The sequence below is a fragment of the Sphingomonas sp. BL-S-28 genome, assembly GCF_055521515.1.
This window is the reverse complement of record NZ_CM145484.1, coordinates 2,169,876-2,181,708: the sequence shown is the minus strand read 5'-3', so window position 1 is coordinate 2,181,708 and position 11,833 is coordinate 2,169,876. Positions and strand designations below refer to the sequence as shown.

Genomic DNA, 11,833 nt, shown 5'->3' with positions numbered 1-11,833 from the left:
CGGCCCCAGCCGCGATTGCGATCACTCCGCAGACACTCGCTGCCAGCTTTGCGCCCTTCATTGCCGATCTCTCTTTCCTGCTATTCACGCATTTTCAGCGTGAATAGCAGGATCGTGCCGGCGGGCCACCGGGCATGGCGCCGGTATCGCCCCGGCAATTCCCGCGCCAATTATCTCAGCCGGGCGCCTTGCCGTCCTCGTGCGCCATCCAGTGAACAAAGCGGTGGAGCGGGTACATCGCATCGTGCGGGTTGCCGATGGTCGACGGGCCCGCCTCGCCCAGATGAACCACGCGCTGGGCGCCGCCGGCCGCCAGCCGGTCGCGATAGTCGGCCATGCGGTCGAAGGGATAGAAGCCCACCGTCTGGGTGGCGACGTTGATCCACTTCACCGCCTGATCGAGGCTATCCACGCGCACGACATTGGCCGTCTTGTTGATCGGGTGGAAATCGACCGGTTCCTCCGACCGGATGACAAGTCCCTTGCCGTCGGTCCGCCCCCAGACGCCATAGTCATCGTCCATCAGCATCATCGTATCGACCGCCTCGCGCATGTCGCGGTCGAGCGGGCGGAAGTCCCCGCTTTCGGCCGCGCGGCGGGCGATGTGGTGGTGCAGGCGGGCGCAGAAGCGGTCCACTTCCTCCTCGCTGCCTTCCACGAACTGGAAGCGGCTGGCGACGCAGGCCTCCTGGTTCAGCGTCATGACGTCAGCGGAGCAAAGGTCCGCCACGCGATCGACGGTTTCCTCATCCACCAGCCCTTCGCGCCCGACCATCGAGATCGAGGTCTTGGGATCGAAGGAAACGAGCTGAAAACCGGGGCCCAAGTACTTGATGACATTGTTGATCGCATCGCCCCCGCCCCAGGCGACGATCTTGTCGAAGTACTGCGGGCGATAGAGCACGCGCTCGGTCGCATCGTCGCCGCCGCGCCAGTAGACGGCCGACATCGAACGCACGATCGGGTGGTTCGCGTCGATATCCGCCATAGTCCGCAGGATCGCGACCATGGTGAAAGGGTCGGCACTGCTCATCTTGAACAGGTTGATGCCCTTCACCATCGATCCCTGCGCCACCGACTTCACGGCAACGCCCGGCGAATTGCCCGGCAACACGTGGATCAGACGCGGCGCAAAAGCGCGCACGAAGCTCTTGCGGCCGGTGAAGTCCTGCTTCGGCACCCATTCGTCGAGCACGCGGGGATCGGGGAAGTTCTGCTCCACTTCCGCCATGAGCACGCGCTTGTCGAGATAGGCGGCAGCATGGCGCGCGGTATTCTCGACGACGGCGCGCGGCAGGATGTGCGTGCGGCACATCCGCTCGATGCATTCCTGCATATGGTCGTTGTCGGAGGCGACGAGACGCTGGCCGGTTTCGACGAGGAAATCGATGATCTCCGCCAAGGGCACATTGAGCAACGGCGGCACTTCGGTGCGCGGCGGCACCGCGCGATCGAACGGTATTTTAGGTGTCGCGAACGTCACGCCAAGGTCGCGCGATGTCTGGATCACGTCAGTGCCATGGAGCACCTCACCGCGCAGGAAGAACGGAGCCGAAACAAGTTCTTCTGTTTCAGAATGTTGCGTTATGGAGTTCATGCCACACCTCGCACATAAGCGTCGACCGTGCCGGCGCAGCCGATCTTGTCGTCACCTTCCAGATCCGCGTAGCGAACGATGTTGTCACGGATCGAAGGACCGTGGTTCCCGCAAGTGCAGGGGCTGTAATCGAGCGAGATCCGGTCGCCGGTAATCACCCCGCCCCAGCGCCCATCGAGCGAGAGGTCGAAGAAAGCGGCGCGACCTTCCATTTCACCTGAAGTGTGGTCGAGGGCCCCCTCCACTACAGCGTCACCTGACTTGTCGAGCAGCACCGGCACGATCCACGGCGGCACGTGATAACGCCCGCCCTCGCGGCACTTGGGCATGCCCGAATTCAGTTCCTGCATCGAATAATTCTGGAAGTGGCGATCTTCAGGAATGTTGAAGGTATCGAACACATATTCCTGATAATCATCAGGAAGTTGCGCGCGCTTCAGCCCGCCGCCGACATAGATCGAGTTATCCGGATCGAAATCGGCGCGGCCATAGCCAGCATCGCGCACGGCCTTGGCAACCTGCCACAACCCGCTCCACAGGCCGGAAAGCTGAAGCTTGCGATGGCGGTTCTCGATGATGAACTGCGCCGTTGCCGGGATCGCATCGGCCACGGCCTTGGCACGCGCGGCGGAGGTTTCCTCGAAAGCGGCGATCTCATCGGGGCGAGCGGTGCCCTCGGCAATCTTCTTGCGCATGACCACCATCGAGGTGAGCGAGCCCACGGTGATCGGCGGCACCGGATAGTGCCAGCGCGGCGCCGAAGGATCGGCAAACGCCTCATACTGCGCCTGCGCGATGGTGGCGTTCTTCGGCACCGTGGCGACCGGCGCACAGCCGACGATCACCCGGTCCTGCGCCGGAACCACGCCCGATCCCCAGGCGAAGACATTGACCGTATCGATCTTCGACCAGTCCATATCCTTCTGCGAGGCGATCAGCATGGCCGACTTGCCGGTGGTGCCACTGGAGCAGGAAATGAAGTAGCCCAGCGCCGCCAGCCGTTCGATCCAGTCGTCGATACCTTCGACGTTTTCGAGGTTCAGCCCGTCGATCGGATAGGACGAGATCGTGCCGAGCCACTTGGTCAGCTTGTCCCATCGCTCCTCCATCAGGAAGCTCTCGGGATAGGACTTGTAGGCGGTGTGCGGGAACAGCAGCGGCACCATGTCCGCGACGGATTCGATCTTCTCGATCCCGGCATCGCGGGCACGCAGGCTCAGCAGCTTGATGCGGTCCTTCCGCTCCTGAAAACGCTCATCGAGCGCGGCGACCTGCGTTTCGCGCAGTTCCTCCGCGCTGAAACTGAAGCGCTGCGGATCGGCGACCAGCGCCATAAGCTTGTCGGCGGCTTCTCCCATTCGTTCTCTCCCAAATCCTGCCGGCCAAAGGTCGCGACTGGACGCCGGGCCTCGACTCGATTAATGGCAACTTGTGCGTATCATTATTCACGATTCTCTTGGCAGGGCAAGCGAGATCGGTTCCTATGGTTCGATGAGCGAGCCTGCCGACGTTATCGACAACCCCGCCCCTCCAACCAGCGTGCGCGCCGGGCGCCCCACGCGTGAACAAGCGCGCGCTCGTCATGAGCAATTGCTGGACTGCGCGTTCGAGAACTTTCTGGACAAGGGCTACGAACCCACCACGATCGAGGGGATCGCCGCCGAAGTCTCGATGACCAAGCGCACCGTCTATGCGCGCTATCCGGAGAAAGCCGCGCTGTTCCGCGCGGCGCTTCGCCGGGGGACCGAACGCCGCGCGGCCAGCCCCGCGCGGATAGAGGGGACGAGGGTGAAAGACCTGCAAGCCACTCTGATCAATATCGCCATGCTGCGCATCGAACTGGCCGGCACCGAGGAAGGCGTGAAGATGCAGCGCCTTATCAATACCGAGGCCTATCGCTTCCCGGACATCTTCCAGACGTATTACGAGATCGCCGCGCTGCCAACGGTCGAGTTCCTGGCCGCCATCCTGGCCGATGAAACCAAGGCCGGACGGCTTGCCGTGGACGATCCGATGCTGGCGGCCAATGTCTTCATGAGCATGGTGGTCAGCGGCCCGGTGCGTTTCCTCGTTTCCGGCAATGCGCTGAGCGAGGCGGACGTGCGCACCCGCGTAGATTTCGCGGTTCGGCTGTTCCTCAAAGGGGCGGAGCCGCGCTGACGGTAAACGAACAAAATGGGAGAGAAACGGGAATGTCCGGAAACGCGGAACCGATACAAGCGCCACAACGCCAGCGATGCGTCGTCCTGACCGGGACCAGTTCCGGCATCGGTCTGGCAAGCGCGAAGGCTTTCATCGGCATGGGCTGGCATGTGATCGGCACCGGCCGCGACGAGGCGCGCTGCGAGGATGCGGCCGGGCAGATCGCCGCTGTTGCCAGAAATGGGGGCCGCGTGGACTTTCTTCGCGGGAATTTCAATGAGATGGGTGATGTATTTCGCATCGCGCGTGAGATCGCGGACCTGACCGACCGGGTCGACGTGCTCGTCAACAATGCCGGTGGCGTGCGTGATGGTCAGTATCGCACCTCGGAAGGGCTGGAGGCGACATTCGCTGCCAATCACCTCGCCCCGTTCCTGCTGACGCGCGAACTGATGCCACTGCTGGAGCGCGCGGCGGGGGAATGCCCGCCGGGGCTGGTGCGCGTCATCGCCGTATCCTCGGCCGGGCACGCAGCCTGTCAGGGCATGCGGTGGTACGATCTCAACATGGACACCGCGTTCGATGCCAACGCTGCCTATTGTCAGGCCAAGCTGGCCAACCTGCTGTTCGCACGCGAACTGGATCGGCGCGTGAGGAACCGGGGCGTGATCTCGCTGGCGATGCATCCGGGCCGCGTCGCGTCCAATTTCGCCAGCCATGCGGACAAGAACATGCAGGCGTGGATGGCCGCGAACGAAAGCGTGCCGTCCGAACAGCCCGCGCGCACCATCGTATGGCTGGCGACAGCGGTGGAACTGGGCGGCATGGGCGGGCGCTATTTTCATGAACTGGCGGAAGAGATGCCCGCGCCGCAGGCCCTGGACGATGCCGCCGCCGCCAAGCTGTGGAGTGAAAGCGAAAGGATGCTCGACCGCATCCTCGCCACCACGAACTGACTGCCCTTTTCGGAGAATTGCCGCCCCGTAACCGCGCCGCTCGAGGGTTTATGATGGGCGCGTTTACGGGGCGGCGAGTTGCGACCCGGTCGTTTGTCGTCATTTTATACGCGGAAAGGGGAATTCCGCGCCTTGTCCCGATCGCCAAGGCAGCAGGCGATCGCTGGTGACAAGGGCAAGTATACGCCCCCAGGCAATCGATTACATCTGGACTTTAGGCCAATGTAATAACCCTCATATGGTGGACCACCGGTAAGCAACCGTGATTACTCCGCCACGGCATCGCCCCCGGGCAATGCTCCCGCTTGACCGGAGCAGCCCCCTCACGCCAAGGAACCCGTCCGCTGCCGAGGAGCCCGACAGGATGACCGCTACCCACAATGATCGCCCGAATGATCGGCCCAATGATCGCCCCCGGCGCAGCGCGCTCTATCTGCCGGCGTCGAATGAGCGGGCCATCGCAAAGGCGCGCACCCTGCCCTGCGACGTCGTGATCCTGGACCTTGAGGATGCCGTCTCGCCGGAAAGCAAGGATGCGGCACGCGATGCGGCGGTGAAGGCGGTTTCGGAAGGCGGCTTCGGCCACCGCGAAGTGGTGATCCGCGCCAACGGGCTGGACACCGAATGGGGCGCGGCAGATCTTGCCGCGATTGCCGGTTCGCCGGCCGATGCCGTGCTGGTGCCCAAGGTCAACGATGCCGCAGACATCGCCCGCTATGAGGAAGCGCTGGCTGGCGCACCGCTGCACATGCGGCTTTGGGCCATGATCGAAACCTGTGCGAGCGTGGGCAACCTGCCCGCCATTGCCGCCATGGCGCAGACGACGCGGCTTTCGCTCTGGATCATGGGAACCAACGATCTCGCCAAGGAAATGCGCGCGCAGCTTACGCCGTGCCGCACGCCGTTCCTGCCGTTTTTCTCGATGGCCGTGGCTGCCGCCCGCGCGCACGGCATCTCCATCCTCGACGGCGTCTGCAACGAGTTCCGCGATCTCGATGCGTTCGAGGCGGAAGCGCGTCAGGGCCTGATGTTCGGCTTCGACGGCAAGAGCCTGATCCACCCCGCGCAAGTCGAGCCTTGCAATGCGGTGTTCTCACCCGGCGAGGCGGATCTGGCATGGGCCCACAGCGTGATCGAGGCTTTCGCCCTGCCCGAAAATCAGGGTAAGGGCGCGATCCGCGTCGATGGCAAGATGACCGAGCTGCTCCATCTCGATCAGGCCCGCCGTCTTGTTGCCGTGGCGAAACAGATCGCGACGACAGGCTGACACGAAAAAGGGCGGGAATGCCCGCCCTTTCCCTTCGTTCAAATGGCGCGCGTCATTCGCCGTGGGCCGGAACCTTGGCAATCTCGCCCGCTTCGTTGGCGACGACCTTGAGCACCGCCGTCCAGGCATCGACGTTCTGCTGCAGCGCCGCCGGGTCCACCTTGTCCAGCGTATCGTCGGGCGTGTGGTGCAGGTCGAAATAGTGGGTGCCGTCCTGCCCCAGATCGATCACCGCCAGATTCTGCGCCTGAATGATTCCGGACACGTCCTCACCGCCATCGGCAGCACCCGCATGCGGGGTGATGCCCATCGGCCAGAGCGCCGCCTTCACCTTGTCCACCATGGCCTGGTTCTGCTGTGCGGCGGAGAACTTCACCTGCCACACCTTGTCCGCGCCGAAGTCGCTTTCCATCGCCAGCGCATGCGGCTCGGACCCGTGCATTCGCACATAGGCCGCGTTGCCGCCGTTGCTCAGGCCCATTTCCTCATTACCGGCCCAGAGCACGCGGATCGTGCGCAGCGTCTGCCCGTCCTTCTGCGCGGCAAGCGCGGCGGCAGTCACGATCGCGCAGCCCGAGGCATCGTCGATGGCGCCAGTGCCAAGGTCCCAGGAATCGAGGTGGCAGGCCAGCACGATCTTCGGCAGCGAGGGATCGCGGCCCGGCAGTTCGGCGATGACATTGCCCGAAGGCGCGTTGGGGAACGGCTTGCCGGCCAGCGTCAGATCCATCTTCATCGGCTGCCCGCGCTTGGCGACGCGGGCGATCAGATCGGCGTCGGGGTTGGAGACGGCGCCAGCCGGGATCGCGGTCACGCCCTTCGGGAACACGGTCACGCCGGTGTGCGGATTGCGGTGGCTGTCCGTACCCGCCGAGCGGATGACGATGGCGGAGGCGCCCTTCTGCGAAGCCAGCGCCGGTCCCTTGCGGCGCACATCGCCATAGGGGCCGTAGCCGGAACCATCCTGCGCGGCACGCATGGCGTGGTCTACGAAGGCGATCTTCCCCTTCAGCGAGCCATCGGGCGCGGCCTGCAAGGCGGCCAGCGTCGGGAAATAGACCAGTTCCGCCTTGAGACCGCCCGCCGGCGTCGGCACCGACATGCCCAGCGCTGCAATCGCCAGCGGTTGATGATACGGCGCGGTCAGCACCGCCTTCTCCTCACCGCGCGTCCAGGCGAGCGTGGTGAACGGCTCCACCTTCACATTCTGGAAGCCCAGCGCCTTCAGCTTGGCATCGGCCCATGCCCGCGCACGGCCTTCCGCATCCGACCCGGCGATGCGCGGGCCGATCTCGGTCGTCAGACCCTCGACGATATCCCAGGCAACGCCCGAACCTTCCGTCGGCGTGGCGAATGCGGGAGCAGCGACAAGCGCGGCGGCGGAAGCGGCGAGAAGCGCCGCGCGGGTGAATGTGCGTTGCATCTCAACTGGCTAGCCCGGCTTTTTCGTTCTGCCAACGGGGCCGTCGTGAAAATTGGGAAAGCTTTCCCGAACCGTTCGAACACGCTCTTGAAAAATGCCGGTCGGCGCCCGATTTCAAGGTTTCGTGTCAGGCGGGACGCCGCACGCGCCGGTTCCCCGCCCCTGCCCTTGGCAACGCGGGCGCGCGCCTGTAGAGCGGCGCCCAAGACACCCGACATTTCGATCTTACAGACTTTCCATCCAGAGGAATCCGATGGCCGCGCAATACGCCTTCGTCATGAAGAGCATGACCAAGACCTTCCCCGGCGCCCAGAAGCCGGTGCTGAACGACATCAACCTGCAGTTCTATCAGGGTGCCAAGATCGGCATCGTCGGCCCGAACGGCGCCGGTAAGTCGACCCTGATCAAGATCATGGCCGGTATCGACACCGATTTCACCGGCGAAGCCTGGGCGGGTGAGAACATCTCCGTCGGCTATCTGGAGCAGGAACCGGAACTCGATCCGACCAAGACCGTGCTCGAAAACGTCAAGGACGGCGCCCGCGCGACCGCCGACATGGTCGATCGCTTCAACCAGATCGGCATGGAAATGGGCGAGGAAGACGCCGATTTCGAAGCTCTCGGCGCCGAGATGAGCGAACTGCAGGACAAGATCGACGCGGTCGATGGCTGGACGCTCGACAACCAGCTTGAAATCGCGATGGAAGCGCTGCGCTGCCCGCCGGGCGACTGGCCCGTGGACAAGCTTTCGGGCGGTGAAAAGCGCCGCGTGGCACTGACCCGCCTGCTGATCCAGAAGCCGTCGATCCTGCTGCTCGACGAACCGACCAACCACCTTGACGCCGAATCCGTCGAATGGCTGGAAAACCACCTGAAGGAATACGCGGGCGCGGTGCTGATGATCACCCACGACCGTTACTTCCTTGACCACGTGGTGGACTGGATCCTCGAACTCGACCGCGGAAAGTACTTCCCCTACGAAGGCAACTACTCGACCTACCTCGAGAAGAAGGCCAAGCGCATGGAGCAGGAGGACCGCGAGGAATCCGGCCGCCAGAAGGCGCTCAAGGACGAGCTGGAGTGGATGCGGCAGACCCCCGCCGCCCGCCAGACCAAGTCGAAGGCGCGTATCCGCAAGTTCGAACAGCTTCAGGAAGCACAGGCCGGCCGCAAGCCCGGCAAGGCGCAGATCGTCATCCAGGTGCCTGAGCGTCTGGGCGGCAAGGTCATCGAGGTGAAGGGCATCTCGAAGGCGTTCGGCGACAAGCTGCTGTTCGAAGACCTGTCGTTCATCCTGCCGCCGGGCGGCATCGTCGGCGTGATCGGCCCGAACGGCGCCGGCAAGTCCACGCTGTTCAAGATGCTCACCGGCAAGGAAACCCCGGACGAGGGTACGATCGACATCGGTTCGACCGTGCACCTGGGCTTCGTGGACCAGAGCCGCGATCACCTGGACCCCAAGAAGAACGTCTGGGAGGAAATCTCCGACGGGCTCGATTACATGAAGGTCAACGGCCACGACATGTCGACCCGCGCCTATGTCGGCGCGTTCAACTTCAAGGGTGCGGACCAGCAGAAGAACGTCGGCAAGCTTTCGGGCGGTGAGCGCAACCGCGTGCACATGGCCAAGATGCTGAAGGAGGGTGGCAACGTCCTCCTGCTCGACGAACCGACCAACGACCTTGACGTCGAAACGCTGGGCGCGCTGGAAGAAGCCATCGAGAACTTCGCGGGCTGCGCCGTGGTCATCAGCCACGACCGCTTCTTCCTCGATCGCCTCGCGACTCACATCCTGGCGTTCGAGGGCAACAGCCACGTCGAATGGTTCGAAGGCAACTTCGAGGCTTACGAAGAAGACAAGCGCCGCCGCCTTGGCGATGCGGCCGACCGTCCGACCCGTCTTGCCTATAAGAAGCTGACGCGCTGAACTTAGCGATTTAGCTTACAAAAAGCTGACAAAAAAGACCGCCGTCCGGCTTTCCGGGCGGCGGTTTTGTTCATTTTGAAAACTCATATTATGAACGAATGGCAACAGCCCGGTTCACGGATTCGACAGCACGCTTCGTATATCCAAAGCCTTAGGATAAGCCGCGAAGGGGTGCGGCAAGTCCGGTTTTGGAGACCGGAAATGTTTACGAAGGGTACGACACTGAAGACCAAGTTCCTCAAGAGCGCCGGTGCGGCAGGTGCCATGGCGGTGGTGCTGACGGCGCTGGCAAGCCCGGCCATGGCCGACGATCGCCCGCGCTCCAACACGCGCCCGGAAGTCAACGGCCGCGAAGGCCGCAGCGCGCCCCAGCCGCGCCCCGCCCCGCAGGCGCAGTTCCGCCCGCAGATGCAGCAGCAGGCCCGTCCGCAAGCTGCGCCGCAGGGCCAGCCGCAAGCGCAGCCGCGGCCTGAGCATGCATGGTCGGGCTCCCGGCCGCAGGCGCAGGCTCCTCAGCAGGCACGCCCCCAGAACCGTCCCGACTGGAACGGCAATCGCGGCAACGACAACCAGCGTCCGCCTCAGAACCCCAGTTGGGCCGGACGTCCGCCGCAGCAGGACAACCGCGGCCCGAACGACCGTGGCCCTGGTTCCGGCCCCGATCGTCGCCCCGACTGGGCGCAGAACGGCAATCGTCCCGGGGGGTATAACCCCGGACGTCCGCCGCAAGGCGGGAACAATCCCGGGCGCCCGCCGCAGGGCGGGTACAACCCCGATCGCCCGTCTCCGGGCGGCCCCGGTCGCCCCGGCAATATCGCGCCGGATCGCAACCGCCCGTCCTGGCAGGGCAACAATCCTTCGTGGAAGGGCAATGGCTCGCGCTGGAGCAACGACGACCGCCGCTGGAACAACAACTGGCGTCAGGATCGCCGCTATGACTGGCGCGACTATCGCAACAGCCATCGAGACGTCTATCGCGGCCGGCCGTACTATTCGCCCTATCGCGGCTACGCCTATAGCCGCGTGAGCATCGGCTTCACGCTGGGATCGCTGTTCTACGGCAGTTCCTACTGGCTGGACGATCCGGGCATGTACCGCCTGCCGCCGGTCTACGGCCCCTATCGCTGGGTCCGCTATTACGACGACGTGCTGCTGGTGGATGTCTACACCGGCGAAGTGGTCGATGTGATCTACGACTTCTTCTGGTAACGCCTTGATGCCTCCCGAAACTGCGGTTTCGGGAGGCATTTTCGCAGCATCCTCTCTGCGGATTGATCTTGCCCGCCGCTAGGTTAGTCTACCCGTCAATGCGGGGAGAACGACATCCGGACAGTGAGGCGCTTGCGCGGATCGGCGCCGACGTTCGCAGCCGCCTATCGCGCCTGCAATCGGTCCACCGCGCGCCGGTGGACGGCGCCGAAATCTATACCGTAGACAACTTCGTAGCCGCCGAAACCTGCCGCTGCCTGACCGGGCTGATCGACGATGTCGCCTGCCCGTCCCGTCTGGTGGAGGAAGATGACTGGGCCGGCTATCGCACCAGCTATTCAGGGGACATAGACCCTGCCGATGCCACGGTGCGCGCGCTGGAAGGGCAGCTCAGCCGCCTTACCGGGCTGGATGCTGCCCGCAGCGAATGCGCGCAAGGCCAGCGCTACCTCACCGGCGAATACTATCACGAGCATTGCGACTGGTTCGACACCGGCGCCGCATACTGGCCCTATGAGGACGGTAATGGCGGCCAGCGCAGCTGGACGGCGATGATCTACCTCAATGCCGTGGAGGAAGGCGGCTATACCGACTTCACCAAGCTGGGCCTGCGGGTCCGCCCCCGGCCCGGCACCCTGCTGCTCTGGAACAACGCCTGCCCGGATGGATCGCCCAATCCATGGACCTTGCACGCCGCGCGCCCGGTGGAGCGCGGCGTAAAGTACGTACTCACCAAATGGTACCGCGCGCGCAACTGGCAGTGAGCGCCGCTCAGCACTCCTCGCCGTCTTCAACCGCCTGCCGCGTCTCCAGATACTCGAACAAGTGATCGAAGCGCCGGTGCAGCCGGATGATTTCCAGCTGCGTGCGCAAGTTCACTTCGTAATCGTGGCGGGCGGTGATGCGGTCTTTGTCCGACTGGCGGTTCTGGCTCATCATGATCACCGGCGCCTGGATCGCCGCCAGCATAGAGAGCATCAGGTTCAGGAAGATGTAGGGATAGGCATCGAAGGGCTTGATACCCAGCATCTGAAGCACGCTGGAATTCAGCAGCATCCACGTGAACAACACCACCGCGAACGCGATGATGAAGCCCCAGCTGCCGCCCACCGCCGCCACCTTGTCGGCAATGCGGTCGGCATGGGAAGCGTGCATCGCCGCCAGTTCATCGGCATCCGGGCCGACCAGCGTACCCGCCGCCAAGCGGTCGAGCACGCGGCGATCCTCGGGATCGAGTTCGTCCAGCTTGCGCCCGAGGAGTTCTTCGGCAAGTTCCTCGGGCGTTCGCGGATTTTTACGCATTCAGGCTAGA

At 64.0% G+C, this 11,833-nt stretch carries 10 protein-coding genes; 6 read left to right on the top strand and 4 right to left on the bottom strand.

The features are described from left to right. Positions 1–175: 175 nt before the first annotated feature. Together ACZ1JC_RS19055 and ACZ1JC_RS19050 are read right to left on the bottom strand one after the other, a co-directional pair. Positions 176–1,597: an acyl-CoA reductase gene (locus ACZ1JC_RS19055; RefSeq protein WP_465135387.1), complete on the bottom strand. Its 1,422-nt coding sequence runs from the start codon at positions 1,595–1,597 to the stop codon at positions 176–178. Then, complete coding sequence (locus tag ACZ1JC_RS19050) at positions 1,594–2,955, bottom strand: hypothetical protein (RefSeq protein ID WP_465135388.1); 1,362 nt, start codon at positions 2,953–2,955, stop codon at positions 1,594–1,596. The genes ACZ1JC_RS19055 and ACZ1JC_RS19050 overlap by 4 nt, the downstream gene beginning before the upstream one ends. Before the next feature lie 133 nt (positions 2,956–3,088). Here ACZ1JC_RS19050 and ACZ1JC_RS19045 point away from each other — a divergent pair, with 133 nt between their 5' ends. The 3 genes from ACZ1JC_RS19045 to ACZ1JC_RS19035 all read left to right on the top strand — a co-directional run bounded on the left by ACZ1JC_RS19045 (position 3,089) and on the right by ACZ1JC_RS19035 (position 5,962). Continuing rightward, a complete protein-coding gene (locus tag ACZ1JC_RS19045; RefSeq protein WP_465135389.1) occupies positions 3,089–3,757 on the top strand; it encodes a TetR/AcrR family transcriptional regulator in 669 nt (222 codons plus the stop codon). 32 nt (positions 3,758–3,789) lie between these two features. Beyond that, entirely contained in the window at positions 3,790–4,695 is a 906-nt protein-coding gene (locus ACZ1JC_RS19040) for an SDR family NAD(P)-dependent oxidoreductase (protein ID WP_465135390.1), read from the top strand. A gap of 364 nt (positions 4,696–5,059) precedes the next feature. Then, on the top strand, positions 5,060–5,962 hold the full coding sequence (locus ACZ1JC_RS19035; RefSeq protein WP_465135391.1) for an HpcH/HpaI aldolase/citrate lyase family protein: 903 nt from the start codon (positions 5,060–5,062) through the stop codon (positions 5,960–5,962). Positions 5,963–6,014: 52 nt separating this feature from the next. Here ACZ1JC_RS19035 and ACZ1JC_RS19030 read toward each other — a convergent pair whose 3' ends face one another. Further along, the gene (locus ACZ1JC_RS19030; protein ID WP_465135392.1) at positions 6,015–7,385 is read right to left on the bottom strand and encodes a M20/M25/M40 family metallo-hydrolase; all 1,371 of its coding nucleotides are present in this window, start codon (positions 7,383–7,385) and stop codon (positions 6,015–6,017) included. A gap of 253 nt (positions 7,386–7,638) precedes the next feature. Between ACZ1JC_RS19030 and ettA the strand changes: the two genes are divergently transcribed. From ettA to ACZ1JC_RS19015, 3 genes are all read left to right on the top strand, one after another. Further along, the gene (gene ettA, locus ACZ1JC_RS19025) at positions 7,639–9,312 is read left to right on the top strand and encodes an energy-dependent translational throttle protein EttA (protein WP_465135393.1); all 1,674 of its coding nucleotides are present in this window, start codon (positions 7,639–7,641) and stop codon (positions 9,310–9,312) included. Positions 9,313–9,513: 201 nt separating this feature from the next. After that, entirely contained in the window at positions 9,514–10,521 is a 1,008-nt protein-coding gene (locus tag ACZ1JC_RS19020; protein WP_465135394.1) for an RcnB family protein, read from the top strand. Between the two features lie 98 nt (positions 10,522–10,619). Next, positions 10,620–11,285: a prolyl hydroxylase family protein gene (locus tag ACZ1JC_RS19015; RefSeq protein WP_465135395.1), complete on the top strand. Its 666-nt coding sequence runs from the start codon at positions 10,620–10,622 to the stop codon at positions 11,283–11,285. A 7-nt stretch (positions 11,286–11,292) separates the two neighbouring features. Here ACZ1JC_RS19015 and ACZ1JC_RS19010 read toward each other — a convergent pair whose 3' ends face one another. Next, positions 11,293–11,823: a DUF1003 domain-containing protein gene (locus ACZ1JC_RS19010; protein ID WP_465135396.1), complete on the bottom strand. Its 531-nt coding sequence runs from the start codon at positions 11,821–11,823 to the stop codon at positions 11,293–11,295. Between the last annotated feature and the right edge of the window lie 10 nt (positions 11,824–11,833).